Here is a 22,819-nt window from a genome sequence, read left to right on the forward strand (position 1 = left end):
GGGTGCTCAACTCGTGGGGTGCTCGGCCGTCACCGGGCGGGCCCGGCCGGTGACGACGGGGTGGGGACCAGCGCGGCGAGCTTCGCGGCGGCGCCGGGGAACCGGTCGGCGGGGCCGCCGGCGGCCACATAGCCGTCCGGGCGCAGCAGCACGTACTTCTCGGCGGGTCCGTCCAGCGGGAAGTGCGCGACCAGTTCGGGCAGTCGGTCGGCCAACTCCGCCGCCTCGGTGGCCAGTCGGGTGTCCTTGCCGCCGTAGGTGATCAGCTGGAACCGGCCGGCCAGTTCGTCGGCCGGCTTGGGGATCCACCGGGGGTCCCGGGTGCCGGGGCGCGGCCGGGCGCGTTCCGTGCCGCCGAAGAGGACGTCCGGGTAGTGGCTGCGCCAGCCGGCCAGCATCGGGGCGTAGCCGCGGGCCAGTACGCCGGTGGCGTCGAGCAACCGCCAGGTGATGTTGCGGATCTGACGGGCCAGCGGGCCGACCACGGCCTGCCGGGCCATCCGGCCGGTGGCCTGGAGGGTCTGCTCGATCGCGGCGCGGCGCTCCGGGTCGTAGGTGTCCAGGACCGACTCGTGCAGCCGGCCGTGCACCACGCCGGCGAGCTTCCAGGCGAGGTTGCGGGTGTCGGGGATGCCCAGGTTGAGGCCCTGGCCGCCAATCGGGCTGTGTACGTGGGCGGCGTCGCCGACGAGGAAGCAGCGGCCGGCGCGCAGCGCGCCGGCCACCCGCTCGTCGCTGGCGAACAGGGTCACGGTGCGCACCTCGGTGAAGCGGAGCCCGCCGGGGCCGCGCTCGTCCAGCAGTGCCTGGGCCTGCTCGGCGGTGGCCTCGGTGCCGTCCGGGACCGCGCCGGAGATGCGGAACTCGCCGCCGGGCAGCGGGGCGATCAGCGCGACCCCGGTGTCGGCGAGGAAGTAGTGGATCTCCTCGGTGCTGATCCCGCCGGTGCCGTGCTCGCCGGCGATACGTCCCTCGGCGAGCAGGAAGGTGGCCGGGAACCGGGCCCCGGAGAAGTCGATGCCCAGCTGGGCACGGACCTGGCTGTGCAGCCCGTCCGCGCCCACCACCCAGTCGGCCTCGATCTCGGTGGTGGTGCCGTCCGCGCGGCTGGCGGTGACGGTGACCGTGTGCGCGTCCGGGGCGACCTTGGTGACCCGGGTGCCCCACTCGACGTCGACGCCCCGGTCGGCCAAGGCCTCCGCGAGCAGCCGGCCGGTGTGCTCCTGGGGCAGCACCAGCGGGGCGTTGGCCTCGCTGAGCGGCACGCGCACGCTGCCGCCGGAGCCCAGGTGGTAGTGGAGCGCGGCGGGCTGGACGCTGTCGCGGGCGGCCCGCTCGGCGAGCCCCAGTTCGCCGAGCACTTCCCGTACCGGCGGCCACAGCAGGATCGCCCGGGAGCCGGTGTGCGGATGGTCCGCCGCGTCGACCACGGTGACCGCCACGCCGAGCCGGCTGAGCTGTGCGGCCATGGCCAGGCCGCACGGGCCCGCGCCGACGACCAGAACGGTGGTACGTCGTTGTGTCACTGTTTCTCCAACCACTCGTGCACCGCCTGGGCAGTACGGTCGGCGTGCTCTTCGAGGACGGTGAAGTGGTCGCCGGCCAGCTCCACCACGTCGTGCGGGTACGCCCAGGAGGCGGGCGGACGGTCGAACCCGGTGAGCGGCTCGGTGGCGCGGGCCACCAGGACGGGCGTGGCGGAGGCGGCGGGTTCCCAGTCGGTGAGCAGTCGCAGATAGCCGCCCATGGCGGTGAGCCGGGCGTCGGTGACCGCGCCGTTCTCGGCCAGCCTCGCGAACATCTGCTCGAACAGGGCGGCGCCTTCGGCGGGGAGTTCGGGGCCGAAGACGAAGGTGTCGACGAGGACCAGTCCGGCGGCCGGCCGGCCCCGCGCGGTCAGCTCGGCGGCGACGCCGTCGGCCAGCAGACCGCCCGAGGAGTAGCCGACCAGCACCACCGGCCGCTCCCCCGCCGCCGCCTCCACCTGCCGGGTGGCGGCCTCGATCGCGGCGGGCCGGTCGGCGGGCAGCGGTTCGCCGTCGAGGTAGCCGGGCAGGGCGAGTGCCGAGACCGCGCGCCGGCCGTGCAGCCCGGCGGCGAACCGGGCGTACTGGTGCGGTCCTGAGGTGGCCAGCACGGTGGGCAGGCAGACCAGGAGCGGGCCCTCGTCGTGGGCGGTCAGCTCCACCGGTCCGGGCAGCGGGCCCGCCTCGCCGGCGGAGCCGAAGGTGGTGCGCAACTTGGCCGCCGAGCCGAGCAGTTCGACGAACTCGCCGGTCTTCCCGGCTTCGGCCGCCGCGCGCCACAGGCCCGTGAACATCCCGGCCTCGGGGGCGGCGGCCGGGTCCGGGCCGAGTTCGCCCCGCAGGTGCCGGGCGAGCGCCTCGGGGGTGTCGTACTCGAACAGGGTGGCCGCGGTGAGCCGTAACCCGGTGGCCGCCGACAGCCGGTTGCGCAGCTCCAGGGTGGTCAGCGAGTCAAAGCCGTGTTCGAGGAAGCGGCGGGCCGGGTCGATCGCGGAGCCGTCGGCGAAGCCCAGGACGGCCGCGGCCTGTCCGGCGATCGCGGCCAGCAGCGCGCCGTACCGCTCGGCGGCGGGCAGGGCGGCCAACCGGCCGGCGTCCGGAGTGGACGGGCCGGTGGGCTCGCGGCGGCCGCGGTCGGGGGTGAAGTCGGCGATGAGCGGGCGCGGTCCGGTGAAGGTGTACGCGGCCCGGAACCGCGGCCAGTCCACGTCGGCCAGCAGCAGCCGGGTGTCCCCGGCGGTGAGCGCGGCGCCGAGCGCGGCCAGGGCACGGTGCTCGTCGAGGACCGCGATGCCCCGGCCGGCCAGCCGTTCCCGGCGGGTGGCCGCCACCCCGCCGGTGTCGGCCGGGTCGTCCCAGGGCGCCCAGGCCACCGACAGGGCGGGCAGCCCGGCGGCGGCGCGGTGTTCGGCCAGCGCGTCCAGTGCGGCGGCGGCCGCGGCGTAACCGGCCTGGCCGACACCGCCGAAGGTGCCGGACACGGAGGAGAACAGCACGAACGCGGTGAGCGGGGTGTCGCGGGTGAGGTCGTGCAGATGCCGGGCGGCGGTGACCCCGGGGTTGGGTGCGACACTGCCGTCGAGGGCGGTCAGCGGCGCCTCGGTCAGCGGTACGGCGGTGTGCAGCACGGCGGTGACCGGCCGCCCGGCGAGCAGCTCCGCGACTGCCTCACGGTCCGTCAGATCGCAAGCGGCGGTGTGTACTTCGGCGCCCAGGTCGCGCAGTTCGGCGACGAGGTCCGCGGCCACGGCGGTGTCCGGGTCGGCGGTCAGCAGCAGGGCGGGGGCGCCCGCCGCGGCCAGCCAGCGGGCCGTGGCCGCGCCGACGGCGGTGTCCGCGCCGGTGACCAGGGTGGTGCCGGTGGGCCGCCAACCGGCGCCCGCCGGGGCGGTGAGCGGGCTGCGTACCAGGCGGCGGGCGAACAACCCGGCGGGGCGGACGGCCAGTTGTTCCTCGCCGGTCCGCCCGGACAGCGCCGCGCACCAGCGGGTCAGCGCCCGTTCGTCGGCCTGGGCGGGCAGGTCGACGATGCCGCCGGTGAGGGCGGGGTGTTCCAGGGACACGGTGGGGGCCAGGCCCCACAGCCCGGCCCGGTCCGGGTCGCCGTCCGGCTCGGCGTCCAGGGCCACCGCTTCCGTGGTGGTGAACCACAGCGGGGCCGCCACGCCCGCTTCGACGAGGGCGCGGACCAGGGTCACGGCGGCCGGCCAGGCCAACAGGGCGAGCACACCGGCGGGTTGCGTGTCGGCCAGCGCCGTGCGCAGGGCTTCCGGGTCCGGCGGGCCGACGGTGACCTCGACCCGGATCACCCGGGCGCCGTGCCTGGACAGCGCGTCGGCTTCCGGACCGGTGTGCCCCGGGGGTACGGCGAGCAGCCAGTCCCCGGAGAGCCGGGCGCTCGCGGGGTCGGACACCGACCGCCAGTCCAGGGTGTGGCGCCAGGAGTCCACGACGGACCGCTCCCGCCGCTGCCGTCGCCACGCCGACAGCGCGGGCAGTACGGCGGCCAGCGGTGCGGTGTCCACTTCCAGGGCGTCGCTGAGGCCGGCCAGGTCGGCGTTCTCGACCGCTTCCCAGAAGCCGGACTCCATCGGATCGGAGGTGGCCGTGGCGGCGGTGGGGTCGGGCTCCGGCCAGTAGCGCTGCCGTTGGAAGGGGTAGGTGGGCAGGTCCACCCAGGCGGTCTCCCGGCCGGTCAGGGCGGCGTCGAGGTCGACCGGGGCGCCGCGGGTGTACGCGTCGGCCGCCGAGCGCAGGAAGCGGTCCAGGCCGCCCTGTTCGCGGCGCAGCGAACCGACCGCGGCGGCATCGGCTCCGGCGTCCTCGGCGATCTCCTGCACGGCGGTGACCAGCACCGGGTGCGGACTCACCTCGACGAAGTACCGGAACCCGGCGGCCAGCAGGGTGCGCACGGCCGGGTCGAAGGCCACCGGCCGGCGGGCGTTGTCGAACCAGTACTCCGCCCCCAGGGTGCCGGTGTCGGTGAAGTCGCCGGTGACCGTGGAGCAGAACGGCACCTCCGTGGCGGTGGGCCGTACGTCCGCGAACATGTCCAGGATGCGGTCGCGCAGCGGGTCCACCTGGTCGCAGTGCGAGGCGACGGTGGAGGCGACCAGCCGGGCACGCAGCCCGTCGGCGGTGGCCTCGGCGACGAACCGCTCCAGGCCGGCCTGCTCGCCGACCACAGTGACCGCGTTCGGGCCGTTGACCCCGCCGATGTGCAGCGCGTCGCCCTGGGCGGCCAGCCGGGCACGGACCTGCTCCTCGGGCGCGGCCACCGACACCACCGCGCCGTTGCCGCGCAGTTCGTCGGCGAACAACTGGCTGCGCAGCACCACGATCTTCAGCGCGTCGTGCAGGGACAGCGCCCCGGCCGTGCAGGCGGCGGCGATCTCGCCCTGGCTGCTGCCGACCACCGCGGCCGGGGTGAGGCCGTAGGAGCGCCACAGTTCGGCCAGCGACACCATCACCGCGAACAGCACCGGTTGCAGGATCTCGATGCGCTCCATGTCGGGCGCGCCGGGCGCCCCGCGCAGCACGTCGGTGAGGGACCAGTCCACGAAGGCGCGGGCCGCGGTGTCGCACTCGGCGAGGTGCGCGGCGAACACCGGGGCGGAGTCGAGGAGTTCGGCGGCCATGCCGGCCCACTGGGAGCCCTGGCCGGGGAACACGAACACCACCCGGTCGTCCGGTACGGCGGTGGCGCTGACCAGGGTGTCGTGCGACCGGCCCGCGGCCAGGGCGGCCAGTCCCTCAGCGGCGGTGTCCGGGTCGGCGGCGACGACCACGGCGCGGTGGTCGAGGGCGGCGCGGGAGTGCAGCAGGGCCGCGGCGAGGTCGGGCAGCGGGATGCCACTCCGTACCAGGGGCAGCAGGCGTTCGGCCTGCGCGTGCAGGGCCTCACGGGTGCGGGCGGAGACGGGGAGCGGAACCGGGGTGGCGGCCGGGCGCGGACGTGGTGTGGCAGTCGGTGTGCCGCGGTCGTCGGTGGGGTTCTCGCGGTCCGGCTCCGGTGCCGCGAACTCGTCGGCCTGTTCCAGCAGTACGTGTGCGTTGGTGCCGCTGATGCCGAACGCGGAGACGCCGGCGCGGCGCGGGCGGCCGGTGTCCGGCCAGGGCTGTTCCTCGGTGAGCAGCGCCACCGCGCCGGAGGCGAAGTCCGCCTCGGAGGTGGGTGCGTCCACGTGCAGGGTGCGCGGCAGCCGGTCGCCGCGCAGTGCCATCACCGTCTTGATGATGCCCCCGACCCCGGCGGCCGCACCGGCGTGGCCCAGGTTGGACTTGAGCGAGCCCAGCCACAGCGGCCGGTCGGCGGGGCGGTTGCGGCCGTAGGTGGCGAGCAGCGCGTTGGCCTCGATGGGGTCGCCCAGCGCGGTGCCGGTGCCGTGTGCCTCGACGGCGTCGATGTCGGCGGCGGCCAGGCCCGCGTCGGCGAGCGCCGCGCGGATGACCCGTTCCTGGGAGGGCCCGTTGGGGGCGGTCAGCCCGTTGGAGGCGCCGTCCTGGTTGACCGCCGAGCCGCGCACCACGGCGAGCACGCGGTGGCCGTTGCGGCGCGCGTCGGAGAGCCGTTCCACCACCAGGATCCCGGCGCCCTCGGCCCAGGCGGTGCCGTCGGCAGCCTCGGCGAACGCCTTGGCGCGGCCGTCCGGGGCCAGGCCGCGCTGCCGGGACAGCTCCACGAACCCGGCCGGGGTGGACAGCACCGACGCGCCGCCGGCCAGCGCCAGCGAGCACTCGCCGCGGGCCAGCGACTGGCGGGCCAGGTGCAGGGCGACCAGGGAGGCCGAGCAGGCGGTGTCCACGGACAGCGCGGGCCCCTCCAGGCCGAGGGTGTACGACAGCCGTCCGGAGAGCACGCTGACCGCGTTGCCGGTGAGCAGGTAGCCCTCCAGGTCCTCGGCGGCCTGCGCGGCGAGCATCCCGTAGTCCTGGGCGCCGCTGCCGACGAACACGCCGGTCCGGCTGCCGCGCAGCGACAGCGGGTCGATGCCCGCCCGCTCCAGGGCCTCCCAGGAGGTCTCCAGGAGCAGCCGCTGCTGCGGGTCCATGGCGAGGGCCTCGCGCGGCGAGATCCCGAAGAACGTGGCATCGAAGTCGGCCACGTCGTAGAGGAACCCGCCCTCCTTGACGTAGGTGGTGCCGGGCCGGTCCGGGTCGGGGTCGAAGAGGCGGTCCAGGGGCCAGCCCCGGTTGGTGGGGAAGGCCGACATCACGTCCCGGCCCGCCGCCACCACCTCCCACAGGTCCTCGGGCGAGGCGATGCCGCCGGGGAAGCGGCAGGCCATGCCGACGACGGCGATCGGCTCGGTGTCGCGCTGCTCGTAGTCCCGCAACCGCTGCCGGGTCTCGTGCAGGTCGACGGTGACCTTGCGCAGGTAGTCGCGGAGACGGTCGACATCACTCATGATCAGCTCAACTCCGAGTCGATGAACCGGAAGATCTCTTCGTCGCTGGCGGCCCCGAGCTGCTCGGTGACCGACTCGCGGCCGCCGTCGGCGCGCGGGTTCAGCCGGCCGACCAGTCCTTGCAGCCGGGCCAGCGCCCGCCGCCGGTCGTCCTCGCCGGACACCTCGGCCAGCACTCCGGCCAGCCGGTCGAGTTCCTCGTCCAGCGAGCCGACGGCGGTCGCGGCCGGCACCACCAGCTGCCTGCGCAGGTGGTCGGCGAGTCCGGCGGGGGTCGGATGGTCGAACACGGCACTGGCCGACAGCCGTACGCCGGTGGCCGCGCCGAGCCGGTTGCGCAGGTTGACCGCGGCCAGCGAGTCGAAGCCGAGGTCGGTGAACGGCCGCCCGGTGGGCAACGCGTCCGGGTCGCCGTGCCCGAGGACGACGGCGACCTCCCGTCGTACCAGCTCGACCAGTTCGCGCTGCTGGTCGGCCTCGGGCAGCGCCCCGAGCCGGTCGGCGAGCCGGGACTCGGCGGCGTCCGGTTCGCCGGTCACGGTGGTGAGCGCGTCCCGTACCTCGGGCAGGTCGCCCAGCAGCGGGCTGGGCCGGGCGGCGGTGAACGCGGGTGCGAAGCCGGCCCAGTCCACGTCGGCGACAGTCACAGTGGTGTCGGCGTGCCGCACCGCGTCGGCCAGCGCCGCGAGCGCCTCCTGCGGGGGCAGCGCCAGCACGCCCCGGCGGCGCAGTTCCTCTCGGCGCCGGGCCTCGGTATCGGCGTCCGCGGCACCGAACCCGGCGCCTTCCCAGGGGCCCCAGGCGACGGCGGTGGCGGGCAGCCCGCGGGCCTGCCGGTGCTGGGCCAGCGCGTCGAGGTAGGCGTTGGCCGCGGCGAACGCGCCCTGTTCGCTGCCGCCCCAGGTGGCCGCGACGGAGGAGAAGAGCACGAAGGCGTCCAACTCCCCGGTGAGCCGGTGCAGGTTGGCCGCGCCGCGTACCTTCGCGTCGAGGGTGGCGGCGACCTCGGCGAGGTCGGTGCCGGCCAGCGGGCCGGAGCGCAGGGTGCCCGCGGTGTGCACCACGGCGGTCAGCGGTGTCTCCGCGGGGACGGTGGCGAGCAGTTCGGCGAGCGCGGTCTCGTCGGCCGGGTCGCAGGTGCTGACGGTGACCGGGACGCCGAGGTCGTCCGGTGCGGTGGCGGCCGGGTCGTCGGTGGTGAGGACCAGCGCCTGTGCGCCGCCCGCGGCCAGCCAGCGGGCCACCGGCAGTCCCATCGGGCCGAGGCCGTCGGTGACCAGCACGGTCCCGGTGGGCTGCCAGGGCCGGGCCGGGGTGCGCCCGCCCAGCGGGGCGTGCGCGAGGCGCGGCACCAGCAGCCCGGTCTCGCGTACGGCGGCCTGGTCCTCGGTGCCGGCCAGCAGCGCGGCCAGCCGGTCGAGTCCCCGGCCCGGATCCTCGGGCAGGTCGACGAGGCCGCCGAACAGCTTCGGCTGCTCCAGCGCGAGGGTGCGGCCCAGGCCCCAGAGCATGGCCTGTTCGGGGTGGCGCAGCCGGTCGGCCGGGGTGGCGGCGACCGCCCCGGAAGTGACCAGCCACAGCGCGGTGCCGGTGTCGGCGAGGACGCGCACCAGGTCGAGGGTGGCGGCCAGTCCGGTGGGCACGGCGGGATGGTCCGGGTGCGGGCCCTCGGCCAGGCCGAGCAGGGAAACCACCCCGGTCGCCGTGCCGGCCTCGGCCGCGACGGTCTCCAGGTCGACCACGCGGGCCTCGGCCCCGGCGCGGCCGAGCGCGGCGGCGCACTCCTCGGCCAGGGCCTGGTCGTCGGGGCCGACCACCAGCCAGGTGCCGCTCAGCACGGCGTCGGTGGCCTCGACGGGCCGCCAGCCCACGGTGTAGCGCCGGCTGTCGGTGGTGGCGGTCGTCTCCTGGGCGGCGCGCCAGGCGGCCAGTGCGGGCAGGACCTCGGCGAGCGGTTCGGCCGGCACGCCGAGCAGGTCGGCCAGGGCCTTGGGGTCGGCCGGGTCGACGGCCGCCCAGAACGTGCCGTCCGCCGCGTCCGTTCCGGTGTGCTCCGGGGCGGTCAGCCAGTAGCGCTGTCGTTGGAAGGCGTAGGTGGGCAGGTCCGGCGGGGCGGGCCGGGTGCCGTCGAAGGCGGCCGTCAGCTGCACCGGGAGCCCCGCGACCTGTGCCTCGGCGACGGAGAGCAGGAACCGTTCGAGGCCGCCCTCGTCGCGGCGCAGCGAGCCCACGACGGTCACCCCGTCCAGCGTCTGGTCGATGCCGGGCGTCAGCACGGGGTGCGGACTGACCTCGACGAAGCCACGGTGGCCCTGCTCGGCCAAGGCGCGGACGGCGGCTTCGAAATGAACGGTCTGGCGGAGGTTGCGGTACCAGTACTCCGCGTCCAGCGTGGCGGTATCGGCCCAGTCGGCGGTGACCGTGGAGAACATCGGCACGTCCGCCGTCCGCGGGCGCACCTCCGCGAGCGCCTCGACCAGTCGTGCCTCGATCCGTTCGACCTGCGGGGAGTGGGAGGCGTAGTCCACCGCGATACGACGAGCGCGGGTGCCCCGCTCCTCGCAGTCGGCCAGCAGCCGGTCCAGGGCCGCCGGGTCGCCGGAGACCACCGTCGAGGCGGAGCCGTTGACCGCGGCGACCGTCACGCCCGGGGGCAGCAGGGCGGTCACCTCGTCGGCGGGCAGCGTCACGGAGGCCATCGCGCCGTGTCCGGCCAGTTCCCCGGCGATCAGCCCGCTCCGCACGCAGACCACCAATGCGGCGTCGCGCAGGGACAGCGCCCCCGCCACACACGCCGCCGCGATCTCCCCCTGCGAATGCCCCACCACCGCATCCGGCTCGACGCCGAACGACCGCCACAACGCGGCCAGGGACACCATCACCGCGAACGACACCGGCTGTACGACGTCCACCCGCTCCAGGGACGGCTGACCAGACTCACCCCGCAGCACACCGAACAGCGACCAGTCCACGAACTCGCCCAGCGCCGAGGCACATTCGGCCATCCGCTCCGCGAACACCGGCGAGGAGTCCAGCAGTTCCACCGCCATCCCCGCCCACTGTGCCCCCTGACCGGGAAAGACGAACACCGTGCGGCCGGTGGTCCCGGCCGTTCCGGTGGCGATGTGCGGTGCGGTGTCGCCGGCGGCCAGCGCGGTCAGTCCGGTGAGGAGGTCCTCGCGGTCGGCCGCGACCACCACGGCGCGGTGGGTCAGCGCGGCGCGCCCCGTGGTCAGCGCGGCGGCCGACTCGGCGATTCCGGCCTCCGGTGCGGCGGCCAGCCAGGTGCGCAGCCGGCCGGCCTGGGCACGCAGTGCGGCCTCGGTGTTGCCGGACAGCGGCACCGGCACCACCCGCCGGGGCGCCGGCTGCGGGGCCGCAACCTCCGGGCCCTGTTCGATGATCACGTGGGCGTTGGTGCCGCTGATCCCGAACGAGGACACCGCCGCCCGCCGCGGCCCCTCCCGTTCCGGCCACGGCCGTGCCTCGGTGAGCAGCCGTACCGCACCGGCCGACCAGTCCACGTGCGAGGTCGGTTCGCCGATGTGCAGGGTGCGCGGCAGCACCCCGTGGTGCATCGCCTGGACGACCTTGATCACACCGGCGACCCCGGCGGCGGCCTGGGTGTGCCCGATGTTCGACTTGACCGACCCGAGCCACAGGGGCTGTTCGCGATCGGCGCCGTAGGTCTCCAGCAGCGCCTGGGCCTCGATCGGGTCGCCCAGGGCGGTGCCGGTGCCGTGCGCCTCCACCAGGTCGACGTCCGCGGGGGACAGCCGGGCGGCGGCGAGGGCGGTGCGGATGACCCGTTCCTGGGAGGGGCCGTTGGGGGCGGTGAGTCCGTTGGAGGCGCCGTCCTGGTTGACCGCCGAGCCGCGCAGCACACCGAGGACGCGGTGGCCGTTGCGGCGCGCGTCGGAGAGCCGCTCCACCACCAGCAGGCCGACGCCCTCGGACCAGACGGTGCCGTCCGCATCGGCGGAGAACGCCTTCACCCGGCCGTCGGCGGCCAGTCCGCGCTGCCGGGAGAACTCGATGAAGGTTCCGGGTGTGGACATCACGGTCGCGCCGCCGGCCAGAGCCAGCGAGCACTCCCCCGCCCGCAGCGCCTGCGCCGCGAGGTGGAGGGTGACCAGAGAGGAGGAGCAGGCGGTGTCGACGGTGACCGCCGGGCCCTGCAGGCCGAAGGTGTAGGCGACCCGACCGGAGGCGACGCTGCCCGCGGTGCCGGCGCCGAGGTAGCCCTCGACGTCCTGCGGGGTGCTGGGGAGCCGGGTGGCGTAGTCGTGGTACATGACGCCGACGAACACGCCGGTGTCGGATTCCCGCAGGGACAGCGGGTCGATGCCGGTGCGCTCCAGCGCCTCCCAGGAGGTCTCCAGGAGCAGCCGCTGCTGCGGGTCCATGGCGAGGGCCTCGCGCGGCGAGATCCCGAACAACCCCGTGTCGAAGTCGGCCGCGTCGTGCAGGAATCCGCCCTTGGTGAGATAGGTGCGCCCGGCGCGGTCGGGGTCGGGGTCGTAGAGCTGTTCGGTCTTCCAGCCGCGGTCGGTGGGGAACGGCGAGATCCCGTCGCCGTCCCCGCTCACCAGCCGCCACAGGTCCTCCGGGGAGCGCACTCCGCCGGGGTAGCGGCAGGCCATGCCGATGATGGCGATCGGTTCGTCGGCCGGGCCGGTGCGGCGGGGTGCGGTGCGCGCGGGGGCGGCGGTCGCGGTGAGCCTGCGCAGCAGGTAGGCGGCGGTGGCCGCGATGCTCGGGTGGTCGAAGGCCAGGGTGGCGGGCAGCGCGAGGCCGGTGCCGGCGGCCAGCCGGTTGCGCAGTTCCACCGAGGTCAGCGAGTCGAAGCCGAGATCGGTGAAGGCGCGCCGGTCGCCCAGTTCGGCCGCGTCGCCGTGGCCGAGGGTGGCGGCGACCGCGGTGCGTACGGTGTCGTGCACCAGCCGGCCGCGGGCGGCCTCGTCGAGCCCGGCGAACGCCGTCCGGAGCGCGCCGGTGCCGTCGGCGCGGCGGGCCGGGACCCGGACCAGGCCGCGCAGCACAGGGGCCGGCGGGACGGTGCGGGCCTGCTCGCGGAGCGCGGCCAGGTTGAGCCGGACGGGGACGGCCAGGGCGTTCTCGCCGGGTACGGCGGCGTCGAACAGCCGCATGCCCTCGGCCGGTTCGAGCGGCACCACACCGAGGCGTTCGATGCGCTGCCGGGCGGTGCCGTCCGCCGTGTCGCCCATGCCCCCGGCCCACAGGCCCCAGGCCAGCGACACGGCGGGCAGGCCGGCCGCGCGGCGGCGGGCGGCGAGGCCGTCCAGGACGGCGTTGGCGGCGGCGTAGTTGCTCTGTCCGGGGCTGCCCAGGATCCCGGCGGCCGAGGAGAACAGCACGAACGCGGCCAGGTCCAGGCCGCGGGTCAGCTCGTCCAGGTGCAGTGCGGCGGCCGCCTTGGGCCGCAGCACCCGGTCGATGCGCTCGGGGGTCTGCGCGGCGAGCATCCCGTCGTCCAGCACACCGGCGGCGTGCACCACGGCGGTCAGCGGGTGCGCGTCGGGGATGCCGGCCAGCAGGGCGGCCAGCGCGTCCCGGTCGGCCACGTCGCAGGCCACCACCCGGGCGGTGGCGCCGAGTTCGGCGAGATCGGTGACCAGTGCGGCGGCGCCCGGAGTGTCGGGCCCACGGCGGCCGGTGAGCAGCAGGTGCCGTACGCCGTGCTCGGCCGCGAGGTGCCGGGCCAGTACCGAGCCGAGGGCGCCGGTACCGCCGGTGATCAGTACCGTGCCCTCCGGGTGCCATACGGCGGGCTCGCCGACGTCGGCGCGGACCAGCCGGGGCACGCGCACCATGCCGTCCCGGACGGCCAGTTGGGGCTCGCCGGTGGCCAGGGCGACGGGGTCCGGCAGGCTGCCGTCGCTGTCCAGCAGCACGATCCGGCCCGGGTTCTCCGACTGGGCGGAGCGGGCCAGGCCCCAGACGGCGGCGGCGCCCAGGTCGGTGCCGTCGACGGCTCCGGTGGTGCGCAGGGCGAGCGTGGTGCCGGCGAACCGCTCCTCGGTCAGGAACGTGCGCAGCAGGGCCAGGGCGCGGTGGGTGGCGGTGGCGATGCCGGCCGGGTCGTTCGTGGTGGCGGGCAGCGCGGCGAGCAGCCACTCTCCGAGGTCGGTCACCGCGGTGAGGTCGAGATCCGCGCCGAGCTCGATGGCATCGGGGGACTCGGTGTCGGTGGGCACGGGGTCCTCCGCGGCGGTGCGCACTGGCGTCCAGTCGACCCTGTGCAGTGCCTCGGTCCCGGCGTCTCCGGCGCTCAGTCCGGCGGGGATCGGGCGCAGCGCGAGACGGTCCACCGTGAGCACCGGGGCGCCGTAACCGTCGTACGCGGCGATGGCGAAGCCACCGTCGGCCGGGGTCAGCCGTACCCGCAGCGAGTCGGCTCCGGGCTGCCGGACGGTCACGCCGGTCCAGGCGAACGGCAGGGCGGCCGTGGTCGCCTCCGGGTCGGTGGCCAGGGCGTGCAACGCGGCGTCCAGCAGCGCCGGGTGCACCCCGAAGCCCGCGGGCTCGGCCGGTTCGGGCAGGGCGACCTCGGCGTACAGCTCCTCGCCGTGCCGCCAGACCCGGCGCAGGCCCCGGAACACCGGTCCGTAGGCGAGGCCACGGTCGGCCAGCAGCTCGTACAGCCCACCGGGCTCACCCCACTCGGACTCGGCCGGGGGCCAGTCGCCCAACGGTGGCGCGCTGTCGTCCGCCGGTTCGACGGTGCCGGTGGCGTGCCGGGTCCACGGCTCGTCGGTGGTGCCCGCCTCGGCCCGGGAGTACAGGGTCACCGTCCGGCGGCCCTGGTCGTCGGGGGTGCCGAGCACCAGTTGCAGTGCGGCGCTGCCCCGCTCGGGCAGGACCAGCGGTGCGTCCAGGGTGAGTTCGGTGATCCAGCCACAGCCGAGTTCGTCCCCGGCGCGGGCGACGAGGTCGACGTACGCGGTGCCGGGCAGCACGATCCGGCCGGCCACCACATGGTCGGCCAGCCAGGGCTGGGCGGTGGTGGACAGTCGCCCGGTGAACAGCACCCCGGCGCCGTCCGCCAGCGTGACGGCCGCGCCGAGCAGCGGGTGCCCGACGGTGCCGAGGCCGGCCGCGCCGGCGTCGGCGGCCGTCTCGCCGGTCATCCAGAACCGGCGGTGCTGGAATGGGTAGGTGGGCAGCGGGACCGGCGCCGGTGCGCGGCCTTCGGTGACCGCGGCCCAGTCGGCGGAGATGCCGTGCACATGCAGCCGGGTCAGCGCGTCCAGCAGGGCCGGGAACTCGTCCCGGCCGTCGCGCAGGGTGGGCAGCACGACCGTTCCGGAGTGGGGTCCGTTGTCGGGCTCGTCGTCGGGTTCGGCCGGGGTCAGGCAGTCGCGGGCCATCGCGGTCAGTGCGGCGGCCGGGCCGATCTCGACGAACGCGGTGGCCCCCGCCGCGGCCAGGGCGCGCACCGCGGGCAGGAACCGCACACTGTCCCGGACGTTGGCCACCCAGTGCTCCGGGTCGGTGATCTCCCGCTCGGACAGCGGCGCCCCGGTCACCGTGGACACGACCGGCAGGCGTGGCGCGCCGAACGGGATGCCGCTGACGATCTCCCGGTACTCGTCCAGGATGCCGTCCATGTGCGGGGAGTGCGGGGCCATGGTTACCCGCAACTGCCGCGTACGGCGGCCTCGTTCGCGCCAGTGCGCGCCGATCTCGGCGACCGCGTCGGCGTCGCCGGACACCACCACCGCGGTCGGGCCGTTGACGGCGGCCAGCCGCACCTGCCCGGCGTACTCGGCGAGCAGCGGGGCGAGTTCGGCCTCGGTGGCCTGGACGGCGACCATCGCGCCGCCCGCCGTGCCCGCCGCCATCAGCCTGCCGCGGGCGGTGACGAGCGTGGCGGCGTCGGGCAGGGTGAGCGCTCCGGCGATGTGTGCGGCGACGATCTCGCCGACGGAGTGGCCGGCCACCAGATCCGGGCGCAGCCCCCAGCTCTCGGTGAGCCGGACCAGTGCGACCTCGACGGCGAACAGCGCGGCCTGAGTGAAGTCGGTGCGGTCGAGCAGGGCGGCCTCGGGGCTGCCCTCGGCGGCGAACAGCACCTCGCGCAGTGGCCGGGGCAGGTGCCGGTCGAGTTCGGCGCACACCGCGTCGAACGCCTCGGCGTAGGCGGGGAACCCTGCGGCCAGTTCGCGACCGGTCCCGAGGCGCTGGGAGCCCTGGCCGGGGAACAGGAAGGCCAGTTTCCCGGCGTCGGCGGCGAAGCCGGTGACCACGTCGGCGTCGGGGGTGCCGTCGGCGAGGGCGGCCAGTCCGGTGTGGAGCCCCCCGGCATGCGGACCGGTCAGCACCGCCGCCCGGTGCGGGTGCGCGGCGCGGGTGGTCAGCAGCGAGTGCGCCAGCGCGGCCGGTTCGAGGTCCGGGTGGTCGCCGAGGTGGGTCAGCAGCCGGGCGGCCTGGGCGGTCAGGGCCCTCTCGGTGCGGGCGGAGAGCACGACCGGCAGCGGCAGGGGCGTCCGGTCCCGCGGCTGCGGAGCCGCCTCGGCCGGGGCCTGCTCGATGACGATGTGCGCGTTGGTGCCGCTGACGCCGAACGAGGACACGGCGGCACGGCGGGCCCGGCCGGTCTCCGGCCAGGGCCGTGCCTCGGTGAGCAGGGACACCGCGCCGGAGGCCCAGTCCACGTGCGGGCTGGGTGCGCCGACGTGCAGGGTGCGGGGCAGCAGCCCTTCCCGCAGGGCGAGGACCATCTTGATGATCCCGGCGACACCGGAGGCGGCCTGGGTGTGCCCGATGTTGGACTTGACCGACCCGAGCCACAGCGGCTCGCCGTCCCGGCCCTGGCCGTAGGTGGCCAGCAGGGCCTGCGCCTCGATGGGGTCGCCCAGGGTGGTGCCGGTGCCGTGTGCCTCCACCGCGTCCACGTCCCCGGTGGACAGTCCGGCCGTGGCCAGCGCGGTGCGGATCACCCGCTGCTGGGACGGGCCGTTGGGGGCGGTGAGCCCGTTGGAAGCGCCGTCGGAGTTGACCGCGGAGCCGCGCACCACGGCCAGCACCGGGTGCCCGGCCGCGCGGGCGTCGGAGAGCCGCTCCACGAGCAGCATCCCGGCGCCCTCCGACCATGAAGTGCCGTCGGCGTCGGCCGAGAACGACTTGCACCGGCCGTCGGCTGCCAGGCCGCGCTGCCGGGAGAACTCCACGAACAGCCCGGGGGTGGCCATCACGGTGGCCCCGCCGGCCAGCGCCAGGTCGCACTCGCCGCGGCGCAGCGCCTGGGCGGCCAGGTGCAGGGCCACCAGCGAGGACGAGCAGGCGGTGTCGACGGTCAGGGTGGGGCCTTCCAGGCCGAACGTGTAGGCGAGCCGGCCGGAGGCGACGCTGGCCGCGCTGCCGGTGAGCCGGTAGCCCTCCACGCCCTCGGCGGCGTGGTGCAGCATCGGTCCGTAGTCCTGGCGCATCACGCCGACGAACACCCCGGTCCGGCTGCCGCGCACCGCGGCCGGGTCGATCCCAGCGTGTTCGAAGGTCTCCCAGGAGGTCTCCAGGAGTAGCCGCTGCTGCGGGTCGGTGGCGAGCGCCTCGCGCGGGTTGATGCCGAAGAAGTCGGCGTCGAAGTCGGCGGCGGCGCGCAGGAATCCGCCGTGCCGGGTGTAGGAGGTGCCCGGCCGGTCGGGGTCGGCGTCGAACAGCGAGTCCAGGTCCCAGCCGCGGTCGGCCGGGAACCCGGTGATGCCGTCACCGCCGTCGAGCAGGAACCGCCACAGCTGTTCCGGGGAGCGGATCTCCGACGGGAACCGGCAGGCCATGCCGACGATCGCGATGGGCTCGTCGGTGCCGACACCGGCCGGGGCCGGCGCGGGCGTGTTCTCGGGCGTGTCCTGGTGCAGGCGTCCGGCGACCGCGGCGGGGGTCGGGTAGTCGAACACCAGCGTGGCGGGCAGGGCGGTGCCGGTGGCCGCGGTGAGCCGGTTGCGCAGTTCTACCGCGGACAGCGAGTCCACTCCGAGTGCGCGGAACTCCGCCCGCGGGTCGACGGAGTCGGCGTCGGCGTGGCCGAGGACGGCGGCCGTCTCGGCGCGCACCAGGGTCAGCAGTTCCTCGGGGGTGAGGTGGGCCGGACGGGTGGCCGTACCGGACCCGGCCGCTGCGGCGGTACGACGTCGCGGGCCGCGTGTCAGGCCGCGCAGCAGGGGTGGCAGCAGCGCCGGGTCGGCGGTGTGCAACCGGACCTTGGCCGGCAGCAGCACCGGCTCGTCCACGGTCAACGCCGCGTCGAACAGCGCCAGCCCCTCCTCGGCGGACAGCGCCTGCACTCCGGCGCGGGCCATCCGGGCCAGGTCGGCGGCCGAGAGTTCGCCGGTGATGCCGCTCGGCGGGGCCCAGAGCCCCCAGGCCAGCGACTGGGCGGGGAGCCCGGCGGCGCGCCGTCGGCCGGCCAGTGCGTCCAGGCAGGCGTTGGCGGCGGCGTAGTTGGCCTGCCCTGGGCCGCCGAGGGTGCCGGTGGCCGAGGAGAACAGTACGAACGCGGCCAGGTCCAGGCCGCGGGTCAGCTCGTCCAGGTGCAGTGCGGCAGCCACCTTGGGCCGCAGCGTCGCGGCCAGCCGCTCCGGGGTGAGCGCGGTGAACAGCCCGTCGTCGGAGACCCCGGCCGCGTGCACCACGGCGGTCAGCGGATGTTCGGCAGGCACGTCGGCCAACAACGCGGCCAACGCGTCCCGTTCGGCGGCGTCGCAGGCCACCACGCGCACGTCGGCGCCGAGTCCGGTGAGCTCGGCCTCCAGTTCGGGGGCGCTGCCACGGCGGCTGGTCAGCACCAGGTGCCTTATGCCGTGCTCGCGCACCAGATGCCGGGCGACCAGCCCGCCGAGGGTGCCGGTGCCGCCGGTGATCAGGACGGTGCCCCGGGGGTCGAGCCGGCGGGGCAGGGTGAGCACCAGTTTGCCGGTGTGCCGGGCCTGGCTGAGGTACCGGAACGCGTCGACGGCCCGGGAGACCGGCCAGACGGAGGGCGGCGGTACGGTCAGCGCGCCCGCGGCGAACAGCTCCAGCACCGCGACCAGCAGCCGCTGCATCTCCTGCGGCGGGAGTTGCATCAGGTCGTACGGCAGGTAGTCGACGTCCGGGAAGTCGGCCGGGTCGCGCAGGTCGGTCTTGCCCATCTCCAGGAACCGGCCGCCGGGGCGCAGCAGCCCCGCCGAGGCGTCCACGAACTCGCCGGACAGCGAGTTCAGTACGACGTCCACCGGGCCGAACTTCGCGGCGAAGCCGGTGTCCCGCGAGGAGGCGATGTGCGCGTCGTCCAGACCGAGGTCGCGCAGCACCTGCCACTTGCCCTCGCTCGCGGTGCCGTAGACCTCGGCGCCGAGGTGCCGGGCCAGCTGTACGGCGGCCGTGCCGACGCCGCCGGCCGCGGAGTGGATCAGCACCTTCTCTCCGGCCCGCAGTCCGGCGAGCTCGACCAGGCCGAGCTGGGCGGTGAGGTGCGCGATCGGCATGGCGGCGGCCTGCTCGAACGTCCAGCCGTCCGGAACCGGTGCCACGGCCGCCCGCTCGGCCACCGCGACCGGGGCGAACGCGTCACCGAAGAGGCCGGTGACCCGAGTACCCGGTGCCAGGTCGGTGACGTCGTCGGCGACCTCGGTGACCACACCGGCGCCCTCGCCGCCGAGGGCCACCTCGCCGGGGTACATGCCCAGAGCGATGAGCACGTCACGGAAGTTCAGCCCGGCGGCCCGCACGGCGATGCGCACCTGGCCCGGCCGCAGCGGAGCCGCCGCGGCCGGGGCGGGCACCAGCGCGAGGTTTTCCAGAGTGCCGGGGCGGGTGACGGCCAGCCGCCAGTGCGGTTCCACGGGCGGCACCAGCTCGGACCTGACCAACCGCGGCGTGCGCAACAGGCCTCGGCGCAACGCCAGTTGAGGCTGCCCGTTGGCCGGCACGGCGGACAGTGCGCGGCGGGACTCGGCGGTGTCGTCGAGGTCGGCCAGCACGATCCGCCCGGGCTGTTCGGCCTGCGCGGCGCGCAACAGCCCCCACACCGCAGCGCCTCCCGGGTCGGCCGGGGGGTCGGCGGGTTCGGTGGCGACCGCGCCGGTGGTGACCACGAGCAGCCGGGCGGGCGCCGCGCTGCCGGCCAGCCACTCCTGCACCTGCCGCAGCACGGTGGCGGTGACCGCTTCGGCGGGCTGCCCCGCTGGAACGGCCAGCACGGTGACGTCGGCGGCACCGTCACCCGCGAGGTCGGCCCCGCCGGCCCGCAGGCCGGCTGCCAGGGACTCGGGCAGCGCACCCAACACCGCCCACCGGCCGACGGCCGGTTCGGCGGGGGCCGGGACGGTGTCCCAGTCCAGCCGGAACAGCGAGTCCCGGGGCACCCGGCTCGTCCCCTGTCCGGTCGCGGCCCGCAGAGTCAGCGCTTCGACGGAGGCGACCGGGGCACCGGTGCCGTCGAACAGGTCGAGCGCGAAGGCACCCTCGCCGGTGGGGGCGAGCCGCGCCCGCAGGGCGGCTGCTCCGGCGGCGTGCAGCCGGACGCCGGCCCAGGAGAACGGCAGCCGCGCGGTACCGGTGTCGTCGGTGAGCGCGAGCGCGTGCAGGGCGGCGTCCAGCAGCGCGGGGTGCAGCCCGAACCCGCCAGCCCTGTCGCGGAGTTCGTCGGGCAGGGCGATGTCGGCGAAGATCTCGTCACCGCGCCGCCAGGCCGCGCGCAGCCCCTGGAACGCCGGTCCGTAGCCGAGGCCGCGAGCGGCGAGATCGGCGTAGGCGGCGTCCACGGCCACCGGGGTGGCGTCCGTCGGCGGCCAGACCTCCTCGGCGGCGACGGGTTCGTGCGGGCCGGCGGCGAGAGTGCCGGTGGCGTGCAGCGTCCACGGCTCGTCCTCGGACGCGTCCTCGGCCAGAGAGTAGATCTCCACGGCGCGATGGCCGGAGTCCTGCGCCTCGCGGACGGCCAACTGCAGCCGGACCGCGCCCGTGTCAGTCAGCACCAGCGGCGCGCTCAGCACGAGTTCCTCGACCCGGTCGCAGCCGACACGGTCGGCGGCCTGCACCGCCAGCTCCACGAACGCCGCGCCGGGCAGCACGATCGCACCATTGACACGGTGGTCTGCCAGCCAGGGCTGGGACACCACCGAGAGCCGGCCGGTGAGCAGATACGCGTCCGACCCGGCCAGCGCGGTGGCCGCACCGAGCAGCGGATTGCCGGCCGGGAGCAGTCCCGAGGCGGCTAGGTTGCCGCCGGGGGCCGACTCCAGCCAGTAGCGGCGGCGTTGGAAGGCGTAGGTAGGCAGGTCGACCCGGGCCGCGGCAGGCAGATAGGACGCCCAGTCGACGCCACCGCCATGCGCATGGAACCGAGCCAACCCGCTTGCCAGGGAACGAACTTCGGACTGCTCGCGACGCAGCAACGGGATGAAAGCTGCGGTCGCATCCTGCGGCAGACAGTCCGGCCCTACGGCGGTCAGCGCGGCGTCCGGGCCGACCTCCACGAACCTCGTCACGCCCTGCTCGTGCAGGTGAGCCACCGCGTCGGCAAAGCGGACCGTGTTCCGGACGTTACGCACCCAGTAGTCGGCATCCACCGGCGCCGTGTCGACATCGACTGTGGACACGAACGGGATGCTCGGAGCGGCGAAGGTGACCCCGGCGATCGCCTCCCGGAACCGGTCCAACACCGAGTCCATCAACGGCGAATGAAATGCATGGCTCACCCTGAGTCGGGTGTTACGCCAGCCCCGCTCCCGCGCCTCGCCGGCAACACCCTCCACCGCCTGCTCCGCACCGGAGACCACCACAGAACGAGCCCCGTTGACCGCCGCGATACCCACCTCGCCGGACAGAACCTCCGCGACCTCCGCCTCCGTAGCGTTGACCGCGAGCATCGCCCCACCCCGCGGCAGTTCCTGCATCAACCCGGCACGCGCACACACCAAAGTGACCGCATCATCCAGCGACAACACCCCAGCCACGTGTGCGGCCGCCACCTCACCCACCGAATGCCCCACCACGAAGTCCGGCACCACACCGAACGACTCCAGCAACCGGAACAACGCAACCTCGACCGCGAACAGACCACACTGCGCGAACAACGTCCCATCCAGCCGATCACCGCCATCGAGAACCACCTCCCGAACCGGCCGCCCCAACACCGACTCCAGCCGCGCACAGACGTCCGCGAAGGACTCCGCGAACACCGGGTACCGCTCAGACAGTTCCCGCCCCATACCCGACCACTGCGACCCCTGCCCCGAGAACAAGAACCCGGTGCCACCCCCGTGCCCGGCAACGCCGGTGACCGACCCGTCCGTCAGCTCCTCAAGCCCGGCGAGCAGTTCCTCCCGGTCCGCGGCCACCACCGCACCGCGATGCTCCAGAGCGGCCCGGGACAGCGCCGCCGCACGCGCCACCTCCGCAACGCCGACGCCCGGTTCGGCAAGCACGTACTCACGCAACCGAGCCGCCTGACCACGCAACGCCTCCGCACTCCGCCCGGACACCACCACCGGCACCGGCAACACCTGCTCGCCGACAGATACAGGCTCAACAGCCGGCGCCTGCTCGATGATCACGTGCGCGTTGGTCCCGCTCACCCCGAACGCCGACACCGCGACCCGACGGACCCCGGTCTCCGGCCAGGGCCGGGACTCGGCGAGGAGTTCCAGCGGGCCGCCGGCCCAGTCGACGTGCGGGGTCGGTTCGTCGACGTGCAGGGTGCGGGGCAGCACCCCGTGGCGTATCGCCTCAACCACCTTGATCACGCCGGCGACGCCTGCGGCGGCCTGCGTGTGTCCGATGTTCGACTTCACCGACCCCAGCCACAACGGCCGCTCGCGATCGGCGCCGTAGACGCCGTGGAGGGCCTGCGCCTCCACCGGGTCGCCCAGCGAGGTGCCGGTGCCGTGTGCCTCCACCGCGTCGATGTCCCCGGGGGACAGTGCGGCGTTGGTCAGTGCCTCCACGATGACCCGGCGCTGTGCCTGGCCGTTGGGGGCGGTGAGCCCGTTGGAGGCGCCGTCCTGGTTGACGGCGGAGCCGCGGATGACGGCGAGCACCGGGTGGTTGTTGCGCTGTGCGTCGGAGAGCCGCTCCAGCAGCAGCATGCCGACGCCCTCGGACCAGCCGGTGCCGTCGGCGTCGGCGGAGAACGCCTTGCAGCGGCCGTCACCGGCCAGTCCGCCGAGCCGGTCGAACTCCACGTAGGTGCCGGGGGTGGACATGATGGTCACGCCGCCGGCCAGGGCCAGCGTCGTCTCCCCGGAGCGCAGCGACTGTACCGCCAGGTGCAGGGTGACCAGGGACGAGGAGCAGGCGGTGTCCACGGTGACGGCGGGGCCTTCGAGACCGAAGGTGTAGGCGACCCGGCCGGTGGCGATGCTGGCGGCGTTGCCGTTGCCGATGAAACCTTCCAGTTCCTCGGGCACGCTGTCCATCAGTGTCGCGTAGTCGTGGTACATCACGCCCGCGAAGACACCGGTGCGGCTGCCGCGTGCGGTGAGCGGGTCGATCCCGGCGCGTTCGAACGCCTCCCAGGAGGTCTCGAGGAGCAGCCGTTGCTGCGGGTCCATGGCCAGCGCCTCGCGCGGCGAGATCCCGAAGAACCCGGGGTCGAAGTCACCGGCGTCGGCGACGAACCCGCCGAGCCCGACCGGCAGTCCGGCCAGGTCCCAGCCGCGGTCGGCGGGGAACCCGGAGATCCCGTCCCGGCCCGCGGCCAGCATCTTCCACAGTTGCTCGGGGGTGCCGACGCCGCCGGGGTAGCGGCAGGCCATGCCGACGATCGCGATGGGCTCGCGCCTGGCCTGTTCGATCTCGGCGAGCCTGCGCTGCGCACTCTGCGCCTCGGTCAGCGCACGCCGGAGATAGTCCCGGAGCTTGTCCTCGTTAGCCACGCGG

At 75.3% G+C, this 22,819-nt stretch carries 3 protein-coding genes; all 3 read right to left on the reverse strand.

Annotated elements, in window-relative coordinates; genetic code table 11:
* Nucleotides 1-29: 29 nt before the first annotated feature.
* The 3 genes from ACFWXC_RS40805 to ACFWXC_RS40815 are packed head-to-tail and all read right to left on the reverse strand — an operon-like array spanning nt 30 to nt 22,815.
* Entirely contained in the window at nt 30-1,526 is a 1,497-nt protein-coding gene (locus ACFWXC_RS40805; protein WP_384487175.1) for an FAD-dependent oxidoreductase, read from the reverse strand.
* Nucleotides 1,523-6,937, reverse strand: coding sequence for a type I polyketide synthase (locus tag ACFWXC_RS40810; RefSeq protein ID WP_384487197.1), 5,415 nt, complete (start codon nt 6,935-6,937; stop codon nt 1,523-1,525). The genes ACFWXC_RS40805 and ACFWXC_RS40810 overlap by 4 nt, the downstream gene beginning before the upstream one ends.
* Entirely contained in the window at nt 6,937-22,815 is a 15,879-nt protein-coding gene (locus ACFWXC_RS40815; protein WP_384487177.1) for a type I polyketide synthase, read from the reverse strand. The genes ACFWXC_RS40810 and ACFWXC_RS40815 overlap by 1 nt, the downstream gene beginning before the upstream one ends.
* Nucleotides 22,816-22,819 lie beyond the last annotated feature (4 nt).

Origin of the sequence: Streptomyces sp. NPDC058683 (assembly GCF_042716195.1) — a bacterium.
Classification (GTDB): Bacteria; Actinomycetota; Actinomycetes; order Streptomycetales; family Streptomycetaceae; genus Streptomyces.